Source organism: Rothia amarae, assembly GCF_014705945.2.
GTDB lineage: Bacteria > Actinomycetota > Actinomycetes > Actinomycetales > Micrococcaceae > Rothia > Rothia amarae.
Genome location: NZ_CP061538.1, coordinates 1,028,696 through 1,050,166, shown reverse-complemented (window position 1 = coordinate 1,050,166; position 21,471 = coordinate 1,028,696). Strand labels below are relative to the sequence as shown.

The window sequence follows — 21,471 nt, the reverse complement described above, 5'->3', positions numbered from 1 at the left end:
TTTGAAGGGGCGGACTTAGCCGCGAATGGTGTTGACCAGAGCGCCGATTCCCTCGACCTCAATCTCCACCTCGTTACCGGGTTTGAGCAGCCCAACGCCTGCGGGAGTGCCGGTCAGAATGACGTCGCCGGGCAGCAGGGTGAAGCCTTCGGAGATTGCCGCTACCAGCTCAGCTACAGAGAAAATCATGTCTGAGGTAGTGCCATCTTGCTTGAGGTCACCGTCCACCCAGGTTTTGATTTCCAAATCATCGGTATCCAGTTCAGTCTGAATCCACGGACCCAGCGGGCACGCACCGTCAAAGCCCTTGGCGCGAGTCCACTGCAAGTCGGTTCTCTGCGCGTCGCGGGCAGTCAAATCGTTGGCCACCGTGTAGCCGAAGATGATTTCATCCACGCGCTCAACAGGCACAGACTTAGCAATCCGACCAATCACTACCGCGAGCTCGCCCTCGAAGGAAACTTCCTCGGACCATTCAGGCAAGCTAATCGGATCGCCGGGACCAACCACCGAGGTGTTGGGCTTGATAAAGTACTGCGGGCTAGTCGGGGCCTCATTGCCCAGCTCAGAAGCGTGATCGTTCCAGTTGCGGGCTACACCAATCACCTTGGAGCGAGGAATAATCGGTGAAAGCAAACGGACTTCGTCCAACTTATATGTTTTTTCAGTCTGTTGAACCCCCATATAAAAAGGGTCCCCAGCAAGAACGGTCAGCGTCTCTTCGCCGTCCCCGCCTTCAACCAGGCCAAAATGAAGTTGATCTTCTACAGTAAATCGAGCAATTCGCATACCACTAGGCTACCGCGTGAAGCGTGAGGGTGCACCGTGGAATGCTCAACAGCTCCCCGAATCGATGCAAATTCACACGCTGGTTTTTCCTCCCATGATGCCACAGTGCAAAAAACGGGGAAGAAGGCACACGCGCCCCTCCCCCGTTTTCGAGAAAAATTAGACCAGCTTAGTCAGCCATCCGTGCGGATCTTCCACCGCACCGGTCTGGATTCCCACCAACTCGTCACGGAGAGATTTAGAAATCTCACCGAAGCCCTCGGACACAGCGGGAATCTCGAAATCTTCAGCCTTCAAAGTGCCAAAAGGCGCCACCACTGCGGCAGTACCGCACGCGGCAACTTCGGTCAGATCACCGGATGCTGCGGCGTCCTTCCACTCCGCCAGCGTAAATTTACGCTCCTCCACGGTGAGCCCGCGATCCTTAGCCAGCTGCAACAGAGACTTACGGGTGATGCCGCTGAGAATCGTACCGGTGAGCTCAGGAGTCACAATCTTGTTTTCTTTGCCGAAGACAAAGAAAACGTTCATTCCGCCCAGCTCCTCAATGGCGTCGTCGCGGTTGGGATCTTTGAAGATTACTTGCTTGCAACCGTGTTCTTCAGCTTCAATTTGACCCATCATCGCAGCGGCATAGTTACCACCGCACTTTGCGAAACCGGTTCCGCCCACGCCAGCACGCGCATACTTGGTGGAGAGCCAAATATCAACTGGCTCGGGGGAACCAAAATAGTTACCCGCAGGTGAAGCAATAACGAGGAACTTTACCTGATGCGCCGGGCGCACACCCAGGTACGCTTCGGTAGCGATCATAAAGGGGCGAAGGTAGAGTGCCTCGCCCTCCCCGTTAGGAACCCAACGCTCGTCAATAGATACCAGCTGTTTGAGTGCCTCCACAAAGAGTTCTTCAGGTAGTTCAGGCAGAGCCAGACGACGAGCGGACTGGTTTAGACGTCGTGCGTTCTCCTCGGCACGGAAGGTATAGACGCTCCCGTCGCTGTGACGGTACGCTTTGATACCCTCAAAAATTTCCTGGCCGTAATGGAAAACTGCGGCAGCTGGATCCAGCGAAAGCGGTCCATAGGGCACTACCTGAGCGTTCGACCATTCGCCGCCGTCCTCATAATTGCCATTCCACTCGATAGTAATCATGTGGTCAGTAAAGTGGTTGCCGAAACCTGGATTCGCAAAAACTTCTGCCAGCTTCTCTTCTGATGCCGGATTGGGATTTTTGGTGATAGTAAATTCGTGAGTCATATTCAATCTCCTCTTAGGCGTTCTCTACCAATGTAACGATGCTTGAGCCGATATCGCCGGTGGTTCGCTCGTGAGTAGCGTTTTCTTTCAGATCTTTTTCCACGGCAGCTTCAATTATCTGCGCGCTCTCTTCTTCACCAACATGGCGCAACAACATGGCAGAGGCAAGGATGGAGGCAATGGGGTTCGCTTTCTCTTGACCCGCGATATCGGGTGCTGACCCGTGAACCGGCTCAAACATGGAGGGAAATTGGCGGCTGGCATTGATATTGCCGCAGGCAGCGAGACCTATTCCTCCGGTGACAGCACCTGCCTGATCGGTCAGGATGTCCCCAAACAGATTATCGGTCACGATAACGTCAAAGCGGGAAGGCTCGGTAGTCAGGTAGATGGTCGCCGCATCAATATGGCAATAATCGGTGCTGACCTCGGGATACTCTGCGGCCACCCGATCGAAGATGCGGGTATAAAGCTGACCTGAATTGGTCAACACATTGGTCTTATGAATCAGGGTGAGCTTCTTTCGCGCCCGCGAATTCGCCAGTTCGAAGGCGTAGCGGATGAGACGCTCCACGCCATAAGCGGTGTTGACCGAAACTTCGGTGGCGATTTCTGCTTCCGTGCCCTGGCGCAGCGCTCCCCCGTTACCTGCATAGGGGCCTTCAGTGCCTTCACGGACGACCACGAAATCGATATCACCGGGGTTGCTTAGAGGAGAAACAGCGCCGGGGAAAAGCCGGGAGGGGCGTAGATTGATGAAGTGATCGAAAGCAAAACGAAGCTTCAGCAAAATTTCACGCTCAATCAAACCAGAAGGAATGGTGGATGAGCGAGGGTCAGCTCCTACCGCACCAAAGAGGATTGCATCGTGGTCTTTCAGTTGATTGAGCACTTCGTCGCTGAGGGTCTCCCCCGTTTCCAGCCAGTGTTCTGCCCCCAAGGCATAGTGTTTTTTCTGGATGCTGAATCCCTGCCGAGAGGCGACGGCGTCCAGCACCTTGACGGCTTCAGCCACAACTTCGGGACCAATACCATCACCGGGAATAATCGCAAGATTGAGTGTTCGAGAGTCAGTCATGTTTCCACATTAATACGCGGTCGATTAGCGTTGACACTTCCGAGCAGAGGCGTCTCACCATATGAATATTCATACCCGAGTATGAACTTTTTGTATTTGGCGTAGTGTCCCGTCTTTTCACCTTAAGCGTTTTCCTAGACTAGAGAGGTGTCGAGTCCTGCCCTTCGCTCTGATTTTTTCTACCGCCATCGTACTGCCCTGAATGCAGTGTTCATCGCTGTCATGCAGTGTCTTACCATGCCCCCGGCATTTGCCATCGTCGCTTCTACCAACCAAACGGTGTGGGGCGTTGCCCTATTTTTCGTTGCAACTACTGCCTTATATTTCCGGTACAGCAGGGCTAAACTCGCGCTCATAGCAGTGGTGTTTTCCATGGCATTCTCGATGTTTCTCGCCTATCCCGTTTTTACGACCTGGTGGCCAGCGCCCGTCATGGTCTACCATTTCGCCAGACATGGTCGACTCAAGCAACGCCGTCTTATTTTAGCGGGAGCAATTCTTGCTTCATTCCTGGGCGGTCTAACCCTCTTGAAACTCGTCAACGGCTATGGATGGACGCCGCTAGAGCACATTCTCTTTACCGCAGTAGGAACTTTTGTTTGTCTGGCATTAGTACTCATACCCTGGCTGGTAGGAAATACTTTGCGACTGAGCGAAATACGGCAACTGCAGCTAGAAGAAAGAACCAGACAGCTGGAGTACGAGCGAGAACAAGAAAGACAGTTGGCAGCGCAAGACGAACGTGCTCGCATCGCACGCGAAATGCACGATATCGTAGCGCACTCGTTATCGAGCATTATTACCCAGGCAGATGGAGCACGATACGCAGCTCAGGCTGAATCCACGACTTCTTCCAACTCAGAAGAAACTCAGAAGATTTCATCCTATCCGCCGACCGAATCCGTAGAGATCCGCGCCCTTGAAACGATTTCTTCCACGGCTCGAGAATCATTGGGGCAAATGCGTCAACTTCTTGGAGTTCTGAGAACCACTGAGGGAACGAGATTGGAGCCATTGCCAGCCCTGAGAAATATTCCCCAATTAATAGAACAGATGCGAGCTGCCGGATTCAACGTGGCATTTAGCGATACCATCAGTGAATCAGAAATTGCTGACCTTCTCCCCTCAGGAGCCGAATTGGTTGCCTACCGAGTGGTTCAAGAATCATTGACGAATATCAGAAAACATGCGGCATCAGCAGACAAAGTTGAGGTGACGCTCTCCGCTTACCATGAGTCGTTGACAATACGTATTAAAAATTCACCTCCAGCCCAAACCGATGAATCGCTACCAGGATCCCGCCGGGGTCTCTTGGGCATGCGAGAGAGAATCAATTTGTATCAGGGCACCCTGCATTACGGTGAGCTCGCAGACGGCGGATTCGTCTTGGAGGCAACTATTCCAACTCTCATTCGGTAATGAAGAAACTGATTTTATTAAAGGCAAAGAGGTTCACCCATGAATGATTCCTTGAAAATTATGCTCGTTGATGACCAGTTCTTGGTACGAAATGGGCTTAGCATGCTCATTAATTCTCAACCGGATTTCCACGTTGTAGCTGAAGCTTCCGACGGCGAGGATGCCCTTTCTCAGTTTCTCCAATTACAGCAGGAGAATCGTGAGCCCCACATTGTAATGATGGACGTTCGAATGCCCCAGATGAATGGGCTGGAAGCTACCGCGCATATTCTCCGGAGCTCAACCCGCGCCAGAATTATTATGCTGACTACTTTTGATATAGACGACTATGTCTTTGAGGCGATCCGTCTGGGAGCAAGTGGTTTTCTCCTCAAGGATGCTCCACCGGAAGAACTACTCACCGCTATACGCACAGTTCACCGGGGCGACGGCGTCATTGCCCCATCCGCAACCAAACGGCTCATGGAGAAAATGGTACCCCTAATAACCAAGCCGTCAGATAGCACCACGACCCCTCATTTGGAGCGTATTGCTTCACTCACCGGTCGAGAACATGAGCTTCTGCTACTCATGGCACGGGGCATGACAAATAAGGAGCTCTGTGAATTTCTGTTTCTGAGTGAAGCAACCGTTAAAACACATGTTTCACATATCCTTGCCAAGCTGGGAGCTCGGGACAGAGTACAAGCTGTGGTTATGGCGTATGAAGCTGGGCTGATGAAAAACTAGCCAGAGAGAGGCCGTCATCATACTAGAGAATGACTTTCAAAAAATATTTAAACCTTAAGCTTCAGACTAGAGTGCGATGTGTTCCCTGACCAGCTAGTTCATTATTAAAAGTATGACAGCTCACTCATCTTCAGACTTCTCCTCTCGTCCCCCTAGTTCAATTCCTCAGTCCGTTGAATATTCCGTGGTGGCAAAGAATCTCAGTAAAACCTATGGAGCTAGCGGAAATAACGTTCGGGTTCTCAACAATCTCGATGTTGCCTTCCCACAAGGGCAATTTACCGCCATCATGGGAGCTTCTGGTTCAGGTAAATCTACCCTCCTTCATGTGCTTTCCACCCTTGATACTGCTGATGAAGATACCAAAACATCAATAATGATTGATGGCAACGAACTGTACGGTAAGAAAGATGCGGAACTGTCCCGGTTTCGTAGCGAAAAGATTGGCTTCATTTTTCAGGCATTCAATCTCATTCCCACTCTGACCGCTGAGCAGAATATCGAGTTGCCAGCAGGATTATCTGGACAAAGCGTTGACACTCTCTGGAAGAATCAACTCATTCGTTCGCTGGGGCTCAGTGAGCGACTCGCCCATAAACCTGCAGAATTATCAGGTGGGCAACAGCAGCGCGTTGCTATCTGCAGAGCACTACTTACCCGCCCTGCCGTTGTCTTTGCAGACGAACCCACAGGAAATCTTGATACTCATTCAAGCCGAGAAGTTCTTGAACTTCTCCGAGAGGCTAGTCAGAAATATGGGCAAACCATTCTTATGGTGACCCATGACCCTCAAGCTGCCTCCTACGCAGATTGTGTAGTGCTGATGAAGGACGGCGCGCTGGTCAACCAGGTTGATAATCCCACCCGAGAATCCGTGCTGGACGCTCTTACCGAGTTGGGAGAAGAACAGTGAAATCACAAGTTACTTCATTGAGAACCGTAGCTGTATCGCAGCTCGTCAGCGAGCGCTCGAAACTATCTTTGACCGCGTTAGGCATTACTCTGGCTGTTCTTTTTCTGACGGGGATTTTTATTGTCAATCAATCTACAACTGCAGCTCTTGAAGAAGATGCAACTTCTCTCTATAAAAATTCCGATTATGTAGCTCAAGCGCCGGGAAGTTTTTATGGGGACACTGATAAAGGCGAGGATTTTCTGTCGGAGCAAGTACTCCGAGATATTGCTGATTCACCAGTGGTGAAATCAAGTTGGCCTCTCTATAAACGAGAAGAAAGCCTGCAACTGGTAGAAAATAAGACTGCAATCATGACGCGTTCCAATTTTCCTGAAGATTCCTCAATATTTCCCTGGTCTATTGATGGACGTGCGCCTACTGCTTCCAATGAGGTTTTGGTTTCCTCCCAAACCGCTGAAGAATACGGGCTGATGGTAGGCAATCATTTTCCAATGACTGACCTTGCGCTCAATTCTGAAACAGGGGAAGTGAAAGATTCCGAACGAACAATCGTGGGTATCTTTCAGGTAAAGCAACCTAATTCCTCTGCAGCTCGGTCAGTATTCGAAGGCGGTTCAGCTCTCCAAAAGAATCTAGATGATTTGGCCCTTGATAGCGCTGGGTCAAGAAATGTCTCTGGAGCGCGTCAGGTTCTTCTTGAGCTACAGGATCCACACGATAAATCTGCCGAAGTACTTAACTCCTTATGGGCAAATATTGAGTCTAAGCAACGTCCGGTACTTTCATCAGTTGAGGCTCAAATCCAACAAGCAGTACGCAACCAGAGCCAGGGCGTCAACGTCCAACTGTATGTGTTGCTCGTCTTTGGTGGATTAGCTTTATTGATGTCTGCCTTTGTAATTGCCAATACTTTTCATGCTTTGGTAGCTCAACGAGTTCCTCAGCTAGCTCTACTCCGTACGTTGGGGGCATCCAGCATCACTGTATTTTGGCTTCTTATGCTCGAAAGTCTGATATTAGGTGCAGTGTTCTCAGCAGTAGGGGTTTCACTGGCCTATGTTTTAGCATTTTGCCTCAGCAAGGTTTTTCAAGATTTCACCATTGATTTCTCCACCAGTGCTGGACTCATCGGGTTTTTGGTAGGGGTTTCGATGACACTTCTAGCAAATTTGCTGCCCACCTGGAAAGTCTTCAAGATCTCTCCCTTGGCGATGTTTACTTCTGTGAGTGCTCGCGGTTCTGAACGAGCTATCTCGCCTCGCGTGGCACTCTTGGGATTACTACTCAGCATATTAGGAACCGGGGTATTTGTAGGTGGAAATATCAGCGACCAAACACTATTGATTCTCGCAGGTTGTTTTTCCCTGATGCTGGGATGGGTGTTGCTCTTCCCCCTCATCCTTCGCTGGATTATTCAGATTTTCCGGTGGGGAGCATCTCCCTTTTCAAATCGTGCTTTGGCTTCTCAGAACGCCGTGCATTCGGCAACACGCACTGCAGCTACCGGGCGCATGATATTTTTATCCACAGTGCTGATAGGAGCGGTGCTGATGGGGTATTCCTCCATGAAAACTACAATTTTCACTGCGCTGGATGAATGGTCACCTGTTTCGCTAACAGCCACCATGAGCCCAGATAGAACAACCCCCTCACTCACCTACTCTTCAGTCAGCAAGGAAGTACAAAACCTTTCCCAAAAGGTGATTCAGTTAGAGAATCTTCCCACGGTTGAATCAGCCCAGGTCGTTAGCCCCGCAGGTACATTACTATTAGATTCCCCAGCTCAACCTGGTTTCTTACCAGTGGCGTACGCGGCTGACTGGACTCAATTGCAACAAACCGTACCGGTTGTCAGTGAGTTACTTCAAGACACTCATACAATCGTCATTAATAAGGATTTTGCTGAGGCAAATAACGTTCACGATGGCGAAAAGATCTCGGTGCAAGGAACAGAATCGAATGCAAATTTCACAGTGAGGTTTACCTCTGCAAACATCCCATTTCCACTCATTTCTTCGAAAACCCAGCAGGAGCTAGGTCAGCCCACACAAGAATTATTTTCAAAGAATAATGTTTATCCTACGGTTTTCTTCAAGACAACACCCGGTGCAGGTTTCTCTGCGATTCAGGAAGATATGAATGTCATCGCCCAGACGTTGGGGATTCCTTTTCAAGCCCTCAGCGGTGGTGCACTTGAAAGGAATTCTATGGAAGAAAACCTCAATAAAGTCTTGATGGCATGCTTTATCTTGCTCGCTGCAACCATTCTTATCTCCTGCGCAGGAGTAGCAAACTCAACCACTCTCAGCACCATTCAAAGATCCCAAGATAACGCTCTGTTCCGAACCATTGGAATGCCCAGTCAAAGACTTCAACAACTCATCTCAACAGAAATCCTGATGATTTCTCTTGTTGCGGCAGTACTTGGATCGCTGGTGGGGGTCTCTATCTGTGCGATGGGATTGCAAATCTTAGCGGTTGAAGATTTAGCGGTGAAGTATTCTTTCCCCTGGATAGAGATTCTTGCAATGATATGTACTGCAATTTTGCTGAGCTGGTTGGCAGCCCTTACGCCCGCACAACAAGCCGCAAAAATTTCACCCATAGAAGCCCTACAGCATACCCGCTAAACACCAAAGAGCCGGTCCTCACACTTGCGTGGGGCCGGCTCTTGATTGTTTATACGGTTGCGTTTTCAGCGATGTATTTCTTTACCGCTTCGGCATCATTGGGCATATCGACCACAAAACGGTCGGCATCCATAATCTCTGCAAAACGAGAGGGAATCTCGGGGTCTTTCCCGATAGCTTCGTTGATGGTCTCAGCGAATTTCACCGGCAGAGCGGTTTCCAAACACACTATGGGCGTATCCACCTGGTGACGCACATCGCGGGCTACCTTCACGCCATCAGCAGTATGAGGGTCAATCAGCACCCCGTTCTTTTCTGAGCAATCGCGAATTGTCTGAACGCGATCCGCGTGAGTCGACTTTCCAGACATGAAACCGTAGCGATCTGCCAGAGTGGGGAAAACGTCGTCCGCTGATAGGTCAAAGCCACCGGTTTTGACTTTCTCTCCAAAGAGTTCGCTTACGCGGTCGGCGTCGCGACCCAGTGCATCGAAAACAAAGCGTTCAAAGTTGGACGCGCGGGAAATATCCATCGACGGGCTGGACGTCACGAAGGTATCCGCCGAGCTACGTACTCGGTAATCGCCCGTCTTGAAGAATTCGTCCAACACGTCATTCTCATTGGTTGCCACAATCAGCCGGTCAATCGGGAGACCCATTTGCCGGGCAATATGTCCTGCACAGATATCGCCAAAATTGCCGGTCGGAACGCAGAAAGATACTTTTTCATCGTTCGAGTCAGTCGTACGAATCCAAGTTGAAATGTAGTAGACCACCTGCGCCATCAGTCTCGCCCAGTTGATGGAGTTAACGGCACCAATGCGGTGCTCCCGTTTGAAGTCTGCATCTGCTGAAATCGCTTTGACGACGTCCTGGCAATCATCGAACATACCATCGAGCGCAATATTGAAAATGTTGGGATCGTCCAGACCAAACATCTGAGCTTGCTGGAAAGGAGTCATGCGGTCTTTTGGAGTCAGCATAAACACCCGAATTCCGTCGCGACCGCGCATCGCGTATTCGGCAGAGGATCCCGTATCACCCGATGTCGCGCCCACAATGGTCAGCGTGTCTTGGCGGCGTTCAAGCTCATATTCAAAAAGCTCGCCCAAAAGCTGCATCGCCATATCTTTGAACGCAGCGGTGGGGCCTTCCGAAAGATGAGCAATAAAGATACCCTCTTCCAACTGGCTCACCGGAACAATATCTTCATGCGCAAATTTGGGCGTGTTATAGGCTCGCGCACAAATACCCTTGAGATCGTTCTTGGGAATATCATCCACGAACAATTCCAATACCTCAGCGGCAAGAGCGTGATAGCCCTCCTGCTCCAGAACAGAACGCCACTTCGTCAGTTGTGCATCATTGAGCACCGGGTATTCAACGGGCAGGTAAAGTCCGCCGTCCGCAGCTAGACCAGCAAGAAGAATATCGCAGAAAGAAAACGGAGTTTGCGAGGAATCGCGCGTGGAGATGTATTGCATAGTCCTAGGTTATCCTGTGTCGGGGTGAAGGGGCATCTGCGCCCACCATGTGGGCTTTATCCCTCTGCCAGCACCTAAGAAGTCGATGTGGCATCTGTCGGCTGAGCTTGTTCCACAGGGGATGATTTTTGTGGATTTTCGCGATCTTTCACCACGTTTTCTTGAGATCGCTGTTGAATCTTCTCAAAGTCATCTGCAAAACGCTTGACTCTTTGATAAACAGCCTCGAAATAGGTGTTTTCAATATCATGCACGCGTGAATCAACATTATTAGATTCGCGGCATTCAGCGTCGGTTTGAGCAACCTTTACTCTTTGCGATTGCGGAAGGGTAAGCGCGTAATCAGACGCCGATTCGAAAGTGGTGAAGTCGGTATCTAGGTGGTCTTTCATGCAGGTGCCCCAAGAATTCTCTACCTCTTTGTATGCCGGGTCTTCTCGAACATTTTCACCCACCGACTGCAGTATTTGGGGTGCTAACACTGCCACTTTGAGTCCGTCTTCCACCGAACCGTAGATATATTGCAGGCTTTCAGCAAAGCAACCATCGACTGCTATTTCACCCGACTCAAGTTCCATAAAATGCACAGATTTTGTACCGTGGGCAGGATTCCCCGTGTACGCTTTGAGACCGCGAGCATCATAGGTAGGGGTCTTTTTCTCCTTGGTGGGAGCAGGAAGATAACCATGTTCTTTGAGCTGGTCTGTATCTACCCCGTTGCGCAACGATGTTTGAAGCGAATAGTCCTTCTGCGCTTCGCTATATTTGCCGCCTCGTGCGCTCACACAGCGGCTCACAAAGGCACGACGAGCGTCCTCAGCTTCGGTTGAGGGTAGAGCCCACGATTGAAGCTGGTCAAGATGTTTTGAGGACGCTTTTTCGGGCTCAAGATTATCGAAATTTTCTGCGGGGGCGCACGCTGTCACCCCCAATAACAGCAAGAGACTGCTCCCCAAACATAGGGATCTAAGGTGGGTGTGGTTCACACTAACGCTCCGGTGGTTCTCTGAAGGGTTTGTCTCAACTATAGTGGGAGGAAAATAATCTACATAACTGTGGACAAACCCATACCGTGAAAGATGAGAATGCCAGAACCACACCCTCTCACCGGTACGTCTCGTCGTTCCCTCATGCGCATGGCGGCAGTTGGATCGGCGGCGGCAGGGCTCAGCGCCATAGCTGTTACCTCTGCCCAAGCAGAATCAGCTTCCCTATTCCCCGCAGACTTTTCTTACCCAGAAGTTACCGGACCTTCCTTGGCGCTTTGGGGCAGTTCTTCCTTTGACGACGCACGGGTGACTGAAAACGTTCCCTCTGGTTTGGATGCACGCCTAGATGTTCGCCTCAATGCCTATCTGGGGGTACCCGTCCTCAAATTCGGTCGCGGTGGAGAATCCTCCACCAATATCGCCGCGCGTCGAGGTGTAGCAGGGTATGAGACGGTTCTGGGGTTTTCCAAGAACCTTATTCCTGCCTCGTCTGAACCCATCACGGTGAAACTCACCAACCCCAAAATTGCGTGGAATAACGCCACCTATTTTCCCGGTTTTATCCAGGATATTCCCGGTGTGATTAGCTCCCTGGGGAATTCAGAGGGATACTACACTTTCACACGCTCCCAAGAGGGCAAAGCACGCTATGCCCCGCATGAAACGGGCGCCGCCGATTTTGTTTCCCAACAATATCTGGTGAGCAAATCCTCCCACCACGTTATTCAAATTGGTCGAAATAATCTGAATTTGCAGGATCTCATTCGTAAGAACACGCAACAGTGTTTTGACATGGCTCCGAAGAAATCACTGGTCATGGGCCACTTTAGATATAAAGACGACGCATCTGATTCCAATCGAGCGAAGCAGGTCATCTCCTATAACGCCTGGGCTGCCAAAACTTTTGGGGATAAATTCATTGATCCTGAGAAGTGGATTATTGAAAATACTCAGCAGACCTGGCTGAGGTATGGCGATTTATCCGGTTCCGGTGTGTGGGATAAAAAGACCGATGCCGAAGACGCTAAAAATGGCAAGATTCCACGCACACTGTACGCATCAGACGGCATCCACCTCAACGGCTGGGGATATTTAGCGCTCTCCCGCATGTTAGAAGCAAAAATTAACGAACTAAGCTGGTTCGTTTAAGAATACCGCGGCGTTTAATACAAAGAAGTGCTCCCTCTGTCGAGGGAGCACTTCTTTGTAGCCTGTTCAAAGCGAAAAGCCACCGGGCTATACCTTACACATTTTAGGAATCCGTTTTTGGCTCTTCATAGCGAGGGAATACGGGCGTCGGCTGCGGTAATTCAGTGCCGGGAGTCAGTGTCTTATCCATGGATGAGAACTGACGGTCATCGTCTGCAACAGCAAGCAAATCGAGCATCTTACCCATTGAAGAAGGCATCACCGGCTGAACCAGCAGCGCCACCTGACGGATAGTCTCAGCAGTCACAAAGAGAACGGTCTTCATTCGCTCTTCATCAGTCTTTTTCAGCTTCCACGGTTCCTGGGCAGTGAAGTAGCGGTTGCAATCTGCAATCACATGCCAAATGCGCTCTAATGCTTTATGGAATGCTTGCTGATCGAAATCTACGCGGACGGGTTCCAGCAGAGCTGCGGCGTCGTCAAGCATCTTTTGATCTTCAGCGGTGAATTCGCCGTGCTCGGGCACTACTCCCCCGCAATTCTTGGCAATCATAGATAGCGAGCGCTGCGCCAGGTTGCCCAAGTCGTTCGCCAAATCTGAATTGATGCGGTTTTTGATGCCTTCGGCGGAGTAAGAGCCGTCCTGCCCGAAAGAGACTTCACGAAGCAAGAAGAAACGTAGCGGATCCAGTCCGAAGGAGCTCACCAAATCTTCGGGGTCGACAACGTTGCCTACCGACTTGGACATCTTTTCGCCGTCGACCAGGAGGAAACCGTGGGCAAAGATTCGCTGAGGTAATTCCAAACCTGCTGACCAGAGGAAAGCGGGCCAGTAGATAGCATGGAATCGAGAAATATCTTTACCGATCATGTGTACATCTACGGGCCAGTACTTCTGGAACAGCTCGCTGTCGGTGTCGGGGAAACCTAGACCGGTGATGTAGTTGGTGAGGGCATCCACCCACACGTACATCACGTGCTTCTCATTGCCGGGAACGGGAACACCCCAGTCAAAGGTGGTGCGAGAAATCGAGAGGTCGTTAAGTCCCCCGCGCACAAAAGAGGCGATTTCGTTGCGGCGGGATTCGGGGAAGAGGAAGCCTTCCTGCTCGTAGAGGGCAAGCAGGCGATCCTGGTATTTAGAGAGGCGGAAGAAGTAGGATTCTTCTTCGGTCCAGGTCACTTCAGTACCGGTGGAAATCGCAAAGCGTTGACCGTCTCGAACTTCGGTCTCGTCTTCTGCGTAGTAGGCTTCATCGCGCACTGAGTACCAACCGGCGTACTTATCGAGGTAGATATCGCCGTTAGCTTCCATGCGCTTCCAGATAGCCTGCGAAGCCGCGTAATGATCTTCATCGGTCGTGCGAATGTAGCGGTCGTAAGAGATATCCAGCGCATCGTCCATGGCACGAAATCGGGCAGCGTTCTTATCTGCCAGTTCCTTCGCCGTCATGCCCAGCTTTTCTGCTGTGGTCTGCATTTTCTGCCCGTGTTCATCAGTACCGGTCATAAAACGTACGTCATAGCCGTCTAGTCGTTTGAAACGCGCCATAACATCGGTTGCGATGTGTTCATAGGCGTGACCGATATGGGGGTCGCCGTTGGGGTACGCGATAGCAGTAGTGATGTAAAACGGGGTTGATGTCATACGTATAACCTTAGCGCGGTAGCGGGATTTTGGGGAATTTTGCCAGGGACGATGCTGGATTTCAGCTGAGGGATCAGATTGGTTTATTCAGAGAGATCCACGCTGGCTGCGCGATCGGCTGCAACAATTTGTTTGACCGATTCGACCACTTCGGCATTCGGTGCCGAATCGAGGGCGTAGACGGCGACGGCTGCGCTCTTATCGTCCCGGCGGGATACCTGCATTCCAGCAATGTTGATGGAGGAGGTTCCCAGTACCGTGGACATTGCCGCAATCATGCCGGGTTTGTCTTTGTACTCAAGAATCAGCAGATGGTCCGTGATGGGGATTTCGAGGTCGTACCCAGTCACATTCGTAATTTTTTGGATATGCTTGGGGCCGGTTACAGTGCCCGCAACTGAAATCGTGTTGCCGCTATTGAGCGTGGCTGAAAGAATCGTCTCGTTACGGAAATATTCCGTTTCGCTGCTGGTCGCCAAATCGACGTCGATGCCCCGCTGCTCAGCCAAAACCGGAGCGTTCACGTAGGAAACCTTATCGGAAACAATATCGGTGAACACACCTTTGAGCGCAGAAAGTTTGAGTGCCCAAATATCCTTATCAGCTATCTCACCGACCACTTTGACTTCGATGCGGGTCATGGCCTCGCCCTGAGTCATTGCGGTCAGAATACGACCGAGATTTTCTGCTAACGGAACGCCAGGTCGTACGTCCTTATCGATAGCACCGCCCGCGACGTTCACGGCATCGGGAACCAGATCCCCGCTCAACGCCAAACGCACCGATTTGGCTACCGAAATACCGGCCTTTTCCTGTGCCTCAGCTGTGGATGCACCCAGATGGGGGGTGGTGATCACGTTGGGTAATTCGATAAAGGGCACGTTCTCTGCTGGCTCTTTGACGAAGACGTCGATTGCCGCCCCTGCGATCTCGCCGCTGCGTAGCGCCGCGTCCAAATCAGCTTCATCAATCAACCCACCGCGCGCCACGTTCACTACAAAGGCACTGTTCTTCATCTTCTTGAACGATTTGGCGTTAATCATCCCCACGGTCTCAGGGGTACGCGGCATGTGGATGGTTATGAAATCTGCTTCAGAAATCAGCTCATCGAGCTCGACTAGTTTCGCTCCTAAGGATGCCGCACGAGAGGAAGTCACAAAGGGATCATAAGCAATGATTTCTGTGCCAAAGGCTTTGAGGCGTTCGGCAACCAATCCACCGATTCTGCCCAAGCCGATAATGCCGATTTTCTTTTCATAGAGCTCCACCCCGGTAAAGCTTGAACGCTTCCACTCTCCCTGTTTCATAGAGGCATCTGCAGGAGCTACATTGCGAGCGATTCCCAAAATATGGGCTACCGTGAGTTCAGCGGCCGAAATAACGTTTGAGGTGGGAGCGTTGACCACCATGACGCCGGCTGCAGTGGCAGCTTTAATATCAACATTATCTAGCCCTACCCCAGCGCGAGCAATGACTTTCAGGCGAGTGCCTGCGGCAATGGCTTCTCCATTGAGCTGGGTGGCAGAACGAATCATGACGGCGTCCGCCTCAGCCAAAGCGGAAAGTAGTTCGGAGCGGTTGGCGCCGTCGCAGTGTCTAATCTCGAAATCAGACCCCAAAGCTTCGACGGTGGCGGGTGAGAGTTCTTCTGCGATGAGTACTACAGGCTTGTTCGTCACGGTGACACGTTTCCTTAGATGGTGGGGGTCTTGAAATAGGATGCGAGGATGAAAACCGCCCTCGGCTATGCGCGCGAAGGCGGTTTTCTCACCGCTGAGCGGCAGTTATGCGCACGCACATTTAGCGAGCAACATTGCCTTCGGTGTAATCATCTTCAGCTTTGTTCCAGGAGAAGAGCTTGCGCAGTTCACGACCGGTCTTTTCAATTGGATGAGCTTCGCCCTTGGCACGCAATTTCTTGAATTCGGTGCCACCTGCAGCCTGATCTTCCATAAATCGCTTAGCAAAAGTGCCATCCTGAATATCAGAGAGAACAGCCTTCATGTTCTCCTTGACCTCTGGGGAAATCACGCGGGGACCGGATACATAGTCGCCGAACTCTGCTGTATCTGAAATAGACCAGCGCTGCTTGGCAATGCCGCCTTCAATCATCAAATCAACAATTAACTTCAGCTCGTGCAGAACTTCAAAGTAAGCGATTTCAGGCTGGTAGCCCGCTTCAGTAAGAGTTTCAAAGCCGTACTGAACCAGTTGGGAGGTACCCCCGCATAGCACAGCCTGCTCACCGAAGAGATCCGATTCGGTTTCCTCAGTGAAGGTGGTTTCGATGACGCCAGCGCGGGTAGCGCCCAAGCCCTTTGCGTAGGCGAGCGCACGGTTCTTGGCGTTGCCCGAAGCGTCTACTTCAACAGCAACGAGGGCGGGCACGCCGCGTCCTGCTTCAAATTCACGGCGTACGGTATGGCCGGGGCCCTTGGGGGCAACCATAGCTACGTCAACGCCGGAAGGAGCTGTGATGTAACCAAAACGAATATTGAAACCGTGGGCGAAGAACAGAGCGTTACCTTCGGTCAGGTGGGGCTCAATCTCATTCTTGAAGACTTCTGCCTGAACCTGGTCAGGTGTCAGAATCATGATGATGTCTGCTTCTTCAGCTGCTTCAGCAACACTTGCAACGCGCAGACCCTGGGCTTCGGCCTTTTCACGGGACTTTGAGCCTTCAGAGAGACCTACAACAACATCAATACCAGAATCGCGCAAGTTCAGTGCGTGGGCGTGGCCCTGAGAGCCGTAGCCGATGATTGCAACTGTCTGATCGGAGAGCAAGCCCAAATCGGCGTCGTCGTTGTAATAAATAGTTGCTGCCATGATGCAGTTACTCCTTCTTTTGTGGAAAAGCGGTTCACCTCTGTTTAAGGTGAAGATCTTATCGAGTGAAGTATTCTACCCACTCAAAACTTTTTAGTGGCGGGTTGCCTTTTCGCTCATCGACCGCGGGCCGCGGGACAGCCCAAGGGTTCCCGCACGCACAATTTCGCGGATGCCAAAGGGCGCCAGTACATCGAGCAGAGCACCAAGCTTCTCTGCCGAACCGGTTGCTTCAATCACCACCGATTCGGGGGAAACATCAACGATGGACGCGCGGAACAAATCAGCCGCTTGAGTCACCTGCAAACGCGCCTGAGCGTCGGCTCGCACCTTAATCATGATGTGATCACGTTGAACTGATGTCTCTGCCGGGAGTTCGACTATTTTGAGCACATGAATTAGCTTGTTGAGCTGTTTGGTGACCTGCTCAAGAACCTGCTTCTCGGCGTCCAACACGATGGTGATGCGCGAGATACCCGAAATTTCAGTGGGACCTACCGCCAACGAATCGATGTTGAACATACGCCGTGCGAACAAACCAGATACGCGGGCGAGAACACCTGGTTTATCTTCTACCAGAACTGAAAGAGTGTGTCGGTTCATTATGCGGCGTCTCCAAAATCGGGTGAGGTGTTCTTGGCAATTTGAATAAGGTCGTTTGAAACACCGGCGGGAACCATTGGCCATACCATCGCATCGGGGCTTACGGTGAAGTCCACAACCACCGGGCGGTCATTGATCTCAAGCGCCTGGCGGATGGTGTCATCGACGTCGTCGTCCGATTCGCAACGTAACGCCGCGCAGCCATAAGCTTCGGCAAGTTTGACGAAATCAGGGATTCGTTCGGTCCCGTGCCCGGTTTTCAGGTGGGTGTTGGAGTACCGTCCGTCATAAAACAGGTTTTGCCACTGGCGCACCATTCCAAGCGAGGAGTTATTGATAATCGCTACCTTGATGGGGATGTTGTTTTGTACGCAGGTTGCTAGCTCCTGGTTGGTCATCTGGAAGCAGCCATCACCGTCAATTGCCCATACAACTTTTTCTGGTTCTCCTACCTGGGCTCCCATTGCTGCAGGTACCGAATACCCCATGGTTCCAAGGCCTGCGGAGTTGATGAAGTGGCGGGGCTTCTCATGTTTGATGAAGTGCGCGCTCCACATTTGGTGCTGCCCCACGCCGGAGACATAAATGGCATCCGGTCCGGTTAACGCAGAGATTCTTTCCAGAACGTATTGCGGTGAACCCAGCCCATCTTCGGTTTTCACATAGCCCAGTGGGTAGTCCGTTCGAATCTTATTGAGATAGGTCCACCAACCGGAAAGATCGGGTAAGGAGTTGCTGTAATCTTTGGCTAGGATTTCAGCCAAATCTGGCAGGACGTTTTTCAAGTCCCCCACGATGGGCACGTCCGCATAGCGGTTCTTGGATATTTCCGCAGGGTCAATATCGATGTGGATGACCTTGGCGCCGGGCGCAAACGAATCTAGGACGCCGGTCACACGGTCATCAAATCGGGCTCCCAGAGTAATCAGCAAATCTGATTTCTGTAGGGCTGTTACTGCAGGTACGGTGCCGTGCATGCCTGGCATGCCAAGATTTTGTTCGTGGGAGTCGGGGAAAGCACCTCGGGCCGTCAAGGTAGTAACGACTGGAGCCTTAATCGTTTCTGCCAAGCTCATCAATTCTTCAGAAGCATTTGCCTTAGTCAGACCGCCGCCCACGTAGAAAACCGGACGTTGCGCTTCTGCAATCAGACGTGCGGCCTCACGAATCTGCTTGATATGTCCCTGGGTAACGGGCTTATACCCTCGTACTTCAGTCTTCGGCGGCCAGGTGAAATCCATCATGCCCTGCTGCGCATCCTTGGTGATATCGACCAAGACGGGACCGGGGCGTCCGGTGCGCGCAATATGGAAGGCAGTTGCTATGCAACGTGGGATTTCTTGTGCATCGCGCACCATAAAAGAATGTTTGGTGATGGGCATAGTCATACCCACAATGTCAGCTTCCTGGAAAGCATCGGTACCGATGACTGAAGATGCAACCTGTCCCGTAATCGCAACCATCGGAACAGAGTCCATGTTGGCATCTGCCAAGGGAGTCAACAGGTTTGTAGCACCGGGACCCGATGTCGCTATGCAAACGCCGACGTTGCCCGTTGCAATAGCGTATCCCTGGGCGGCGTGACCCGCTCCTTGCTCATGGCGTACGAGAATATGGTTCAATTTTTCCGAATCAAACAGTGGATCATAGGTAGGAAGAATCGCCCCGCCCGGTAGACCAAAAATATCGGTGACGCCCAACAGCTCCAGCGAGCGCACAATCGCCTGCGAACCTGTCATTCGGATGGGTTCTGCTGAACCTGCTGTAATGGTTTCCTGCTGGTTGCTAGGCTGCGACGAACTTGATTCGTGGGGAGAAGTGGAGTTTCCCGTGGTCATACACGTTCCTCTGGGGTTGGCCATGAGCGTTGAACCCATAGCAAAGGTTTGGTTTTCTTCTACTGTTTCTCGGGTCTTCGGTTATTTAGATAATAAAAAACCCCTTTACTCTGGGGAGCGAAGGGGTGCGCAAGTTGGCATCAAAAATGACCTCTAGGCGCCCCTAGGCAATCACTAGAAGGTTAATGATTTGGTGAGTAGCAACTAGCATTTTCATAGTTTTAATACTGGTGGGGCACGCCACAAGTGTCAAAGGTGTCTCACAGTTCAAGATTGACCAGGTGTAGTACACCCGATGTTCATTTTTCAGAAAGTCATTGCTCTGATCTGCGCAAACTTTATTTTGCAGCCAGGATATGAGGACGAGGTGACGTCATATGTTCTCGCGGCGTAATAGTCGTTGGGCTTCTTATTCCAAAAGGTAGACTGGCACCCATGAACGAGCCATTACTCACTAGCGAAGAGGTCGGGAAGTCCCTCCACCCCGTTTTTGACACCCAAATTATCAATTACGGCGCCTACAACCTCGTCTTTGCCACAGGGTCGGCTATCTATCGAAATCCAGATATCGCCGCCGGGCAGAAGCCCGAGCAAAACCATTTCCTCATTGGCTACCGGGAACTTCCCCAAGAAGTTATTGTTGCCCCGGTTGAACTTCCAGCCGTCTCTGCCGCAGGCTCCCCCACGTCGATTGATAACACCAATGCGTTGCGAGCCTATGCAGTTGGGCCCCGCAGCTTAGGTTTGGAATCGACCAACGGCACATCGTTCTTTCTTCGCTTTCAAGAAAAAATGGAGGTTACGACGCCGGCGGGTTCGGGCATCCTCGACCAGCGCCTAGATCTTGAAGATTTCTTCAAATTTCTCGAAACTTCATGGCTAGAACCGTTTGAAGACTAATGCGGTCATAGGGTAAAGAAAATTTGCATAAAAAAGACCGGTTCTTTCGAACCGGTCTTTTTTATGTGGTGCGCCCCCTCGGACTTGAACCGAGAACCCATTGATTAAGAGTCAATTGCTCTGCCAATTGAGCTAGAGGCGCTTACCTGTTGCCTTGCAACGAATAAAAACTATACAGAGAACATGCGCTACAGCGCAAATTGAATTCATGCAAGATGCATCACATGAATTAACTTCATCAAAGAGTAGAAAATACAAAAAAACCGGTTCTTTCGAACCGGTTTTTTATGTGGTGCGCCCCCTCGGACTTGAACCGAGAACCCATTGATTAAGAGTCAATTGCTCTGCCAATTGAGCTAGAGGCGCTTGCCTGTTGTCTTGCAACGAATAGATACTCTACACAGGTATTTTAGTCTTGGCAACTCAGAATCATTCTATGTTGCCAAGGCCACAGGTTTCCGGGTTTATTCTTCAAAGTTGCTTGCCCGAGCCGACGCTAGCATCTCTGGGGTAATCACATCAAGAACTGCAGTGATGGGACCATCCTTAGGTTCCATCTGGACTTCAGATCCCTCAGAATCAAGACCGGTTGACTTTAAAGCAGTATTGCGCTCGTCTCGCAAAATGGCATTCGCGCCTTCCTGCCTCGACAGCTCGTGCACAATATTGAGCAACATCTCGCGAAACTTAGGGTCGGCAAGCCCTGCCGTCCCCGCCAGCGTGGTGTCGATATTCTCCGCTCGCTCCAAGACCTCCTTACCTTGGGGAGTAATCCCCAAGAGATAACTCCGTCGATCTACGGTATTGCGGGTTCGATAAATGTGACCGTAAGATTCCAACCGGGCAAGAGTTTTGCCCATTGTCTGTGCTTGAACGCCCACAATAGACGCCACATTCACCTGCGAAATGGTCCCTGCCTTGGAAATAACTCCCAAAGCGGTGACACCCGCATGTGTGAGACCGAGTTCTTTCAGCTGGTTATTCCAGCTATGCTCCAGCATTCGTGCTGCAGTAGATAACAAACGATTTATTGACCAATTACCAATATCAGGCATGGCAACATTATAAGGACACACAACTAAAAATAGTAAGCAAGCGGAGCTTTTTTATTCAAAATTTATGTTTTTCACGACAATCAGAGGGGCTCTGGAGAAAAAATATATGGGCGCGCGAGAAATCAATCGATAAAATAAGTCTCGATATGCAACCTGTTC

The 21,471-nt window shown here is 51.0% G+C and carries 17 protein-coding genes and 2 tRNA genes; 6 read left to right on the top strand and 13 right to left on the bottom strand.

The window, feature by feature from the left end; translation table 11 throughout:
- Window positions 1–15: 15 nt before the first annotated feature.
- The 3 genes from IDM48_RS05065 to IDM48_RS05055 all read right to left on the bottom strand — a co-directional run bounded on the left by IDM48_RS05065 (window position 16) and on the right by IDM48_RS05055 (window position 3,124).
- A complete protein-coding gene (locus IDM48_RS05065) occupies window positions 16–789 on the bottom strand; it encodes a fumarylacetoacetate hydrolase family protein (RefSeq protein WP_151144526.1) in 774 nt (257 codons plus the stop codon).
- Between the two features lie 159 nt (window positions 790–948).
- A complete protein-coding gene (locus IDM48_RS05060; RefSeq protein ID WP_190618383.1) occupies window positions 949–2,046 on the bottom strand; it encodes a branched-chain amino acid aminotransferase in 1,098 nt (365 codons plus the stop codon).
- 13 nt (window positions 2,047–2,059) lie between these two features.
- Window positions 2,060–3,124, bottom strand: a complete 1,065-nt coding sequence (locus IDM48_RS05055) for a 3-isopropylmalate dehydrogenase (RefSeq protein ID WP_190618381.1) — start codon at window positions 3,122–3,124, stop codon at window positions 2,060–2,062.
- Between the two features lie 147 nt (window positions 3,125–3,271).
- Between IDM48_RS05055 and IDM48_RS05050 the strand changes: the two genes are divergently transcribed.
- The 4 genes from IDM48_RS05050 to IDM48_RS05035 all read left to right on the top strand — a co-directional run bounded on the left by IDM48_RS05050 (window position 3,272) and on the right by IDM48_RS05035 (window position 8,818).
- The gene (locus IDM48_RS05050) at window positions 3,272–4,543 is read left to right on the top strand and encodes a sensor histidine kinase (protein WP_083147204.1); all 1,272 of its coding nucleotides are present in this window, start codon (window positions 3,272–3,274) and stop codon (window positions 4,541–4,543) included.
- Between the two features lie 39 nt (window positions 4,544–4,582).
- Window positions 4,583–5,272 carry a response regulator gene (locus IDM48_RS05045; protein ID WP_068170258.1) on the top strand — a complete coding sequence of 230 codons (690 nt, stop codon included), beginning with the start codon at window positions 4,583–4,585 and terminating at the stop codon, window positions 5,270–5,272.
- A gap of 112 nt (window positions 5,273–5,384) precedes the next feature.
- Window positions 5,385–6,185 carry an ABC transporter ATP-binding protein gene (locus IDM48_RS05040; RefSeq protein ID WP_068170259.1) on the top strand — a complete coding sequence of 267 codons (801 nt, stop codon included), beginning with the start codon at window positions 5,385–5,387 and terminating at the stop codon, window positions 6,183–6,185.
- Window positions 6,182–8,818: an FtsX-like permease family protein gene (locus IDM48_RS05035; protein ID WP_190618378.1), complete on the top strand. Its 2,637-nt coding sequence runs from the start codon at window positions 6,182–6,184 to the stop codon at window positions 8,816–8,818. The genes IDM48_RS05040 and IDM48_RS05035 overlap by 4 nt, the downstream gene beginning before the upstream one ends.
- Window positions 8,819–8,867: 49 nt before the next feature.
- Here the strand turns inward: IDM48_RS05035 and thrC are convergent, their stop codons facing one another.
- Complete coding sequence (gene thrC, locus IDM48_RS05030) at window positions 8,868–10,301, bottom strand: threonine synthase (RefSeq protein ID WP_190618376.1); 1,434 nt, start codon at window positions 10,299–10,301, stop codon at window positions 8,868–8,870.
- Window positions 10,302–10,375: 74 nt separating this feature from the next.
- Window positions 10,376–11,242 (bottom strand): hypothetical protein, encoded by an 867-nt coding sequence (locus IDM48_RS05025; RefSeq protein WP_190618374.1) that lies wholly within the window; start codon window positions 11,240–11,242, stop codon window positions 10,376–10,378.
- A 144-nt stretch (window positions 11,243–11,386) separates the two neighbouring features.
- Between IDM48_RS05025 and IDM48_RS05020 the strand changes: the two genes are divergently transcribed.
- Entirely contained in the window at window positions 11,387–12,439 is a 1,053-nt protein-coding gene (locus tag IDM48_RS05020) for a hypothetical protein (protein ID WP_190618372.1), read from the top strand.
- 103 nt (window positions 12,440–12,542) lie between these two features.
- Here IDM48_RS05020 and metG read toward each other — a convergent pair whose 3' ends face one another.
- The 5 genes from metG to IDM48_RS04995 all read right to left on the bottom strand — a co-directional run bounded on the left by metG (window position 12,543) and on the right by IDM48_RS04995 (window position 19,357).
- Window positions 12,543–14,087, bottom strand: coding sequence for a methionine--tRNA ligase (metG, locus tag IDM48_RS05015; RefSeq protein ID WP_190618369.1), 1,545 nt, complete (start codon window positions 14,085–14,087; stop codon window positions 12,543–12,545).
- Between the two features lie 83 nt (window positions 14,088–14,170).
- On the bottom strand, window positions 14,171–15,766 hold the full coding sequence (gene serA / locus IDM48_RS05010; RefSeq protein ID WP_190618367.1) for a phosphoglycerate dehydrogenase: 1,596 nt from the start codon (window positions 15,764–15,766) through the stop codon (window positions 14,171–14,173).
- Between the two features lie 121 nt (window positions 15,767–15,887).
- Window positions 15,888–16,916: a ketol-acid reductoisomerase gene (ilvC, locus tag IDM48_RS05005; protein ID WP_068170273.1), complete on the bottom strand. Its 1,029-nt coding sequence runs from the start codon at window positions 16,914–16,916 to the stop codon at window positions 15,888–15,890.
- A 93-nt stretch (window positions 16,917–17,009) separates the two neighbouring features.
- Window positions 17,010–17,519, bottom strand: coding sequence for an acetolactate synthase small subunit (gene ilvN, locus IDM48_RS05000; RefSeq protein ID WP_068170274.1), 510 nt, complete (start codon window positions 17,517–17,519; stop codon window positions 17,010–17,012).
- Entirely contained in the window at window positions 17,519–19,357 is a 1,839-nt protein-coding gene (locus tag IDM48_RS04995) for an acetolactate synthase large subunit (protein WP_190618365.1), read from the bottom strand. The genes ilvN and IDM48_RS04995 overlap by 1 nt, the downstream gene beginning before the upstream one ends.
- 435 nt (window positions 19,358–19,792) lie before the next feature.
- On the opposite strand from IDM48_RS04995, the gene IDM48_RS04990 reads away from it, so the two are divergent.
- Window positions 19,793–20,257 carry a hypothetical protein gene (locus IDM48_RS04990; protein ID WP_190618363.1) on the top strand — a complete coding sequence of 155 codons (465 nt, stop codon included), beginning with the start codon at window positions 19,793–19,795 and terminating at the stop codon, window positions 20,255–20,257.
- Window positions 20,258–20,323: 66 nt separating this feature from the next.
- Here IDM48_RS04990 and IDM48_RS04985 read toward each other — a convergent pair.
- The 3 genes from IDM48_RS04985 to IDM48_RS04975 all read right to left on the bottom strand — a co-directional run bounded on the left by IDM48_RS04985 (window position 20,324) and on the right by IDM48_RS04975 (window position 21,312).
- Window positions 20,324–20,399, bottom strand: a tRNA-Lys gene (locus tag IDM48_RS04985).
- A gap of 148 nt (window positions 20,400–20,547) precedes the next feature.
- Window positions 20,548–20,623, bottom strand: a tRNA-Lys gene (locus IDM48_RS04980).
- Between the two features lie 98 nt (window positions 20,624–20,721).
- A complete protein-coding gene (locus tag IDM48_RS04975; RefSeq protein WP_190618361.1) occupies window positions 20,722–21,312 on the bottom strand; it encodes a MarR family winged helix-turn-helix transcriptional regulator in 591 nt (196 codons plus the stop codon).
- Between the last annotated feature and the right edge of the window lie 159 nt (window positions 21,313–21,471).

Excerpts from the sequence above, each read along its gene's own strand:
- IDM48_RS05065 (WP_151144526.1), bottom strand. The coding sequence starts at position 789 with ATGCGAATTGCTCGATTTACTGTAGAAGATCAACTTCATTTTGGCCTG.
- IDM48_RS05060 (WP_190618383.1), bottom strand. The coding sequence starts at position 2,046 with ATGACTCACGAATTTACTATCACCAAAAATCCCAATCCGGCATCAGAA.
- IDM48_RS05055 (WP_190618381.1), bottom strand. The coding sequence starts at position 3,124 with ATGACTGACTCTCGAACACTCAATCTTGCGATTATTCCCGGTGATGGT.
- IDM48_RS05045 (WP_068170258.1), top strand. The coding sequence starts at position 4,583 with ATGAATGATTCCTTGAAAATTATGCTCGTTGATGACCAGTTCTTGGTA.
- IDM48_RS05040 (WP_068170259.1), top strand. The coding sequence starts at position 5,385 with ATGACAGCTCACTCATCTTCAGACTTCTCCTCTCGTCCCCCTAGTTCA.
- thrC (WP_190618376.1), bottom strand. The coding sequence starts at position 10,301 with ATGCAATACATCTCCACGCGCGATTCCTCGCAAACTCCGTTTTCTTTC.
- IDM48_RS05020 (WP_190618372.1), top strand. The coding sequence starts at position 11,387 with ATGCCAGAACCACACCCTCTCACCGGTACGTCTCGTCGTTCCCTCATG.
- metG (WP_190618369.1), bottom strand. The coding sequence starts at position 14,087 with ATGACATCAACCCCGTTTTACATCACTACTGCTATCGCGTACCCCAAC.
- ilvC (WP_068170273.1), bottom strand. The coding sequence starts at position 16,916 with ATGGCAGCAACTATTTATTACAACGACGACGCCGATTTGGGCTTGCTC.
- ilvN (WP_068170274.1), bottom strand. The coding sequence starts at position 17,519 with ATGAACCGACACACTCTTTCAGTTCTGGTAGAAGATAAACCAGGTGTT.
- IDM48_RS04995 (WP_190618365.1), bottom strand. The coding sequence starts at position 19,357 with ATGACCACGGGAAACTCCACTTCTCCCCACGAATCAAGTTCGTCGCAG.
- IDM48_RS04990 (WP_190618363.1), top strand. The coding sequence starts at position 19,793 with ATGAACGAGCCATTACTCACTAGCGAAGAGGTCGGGAAGTCCCTCCAC.
- IDM48_RS04975 (WP_190618361.1), bottom strand. The coding sequence starts at position 21,312 with ATGCCTGATATTGGTAATTGGTCAATAAATCGTTTGTTATCTACTGCA.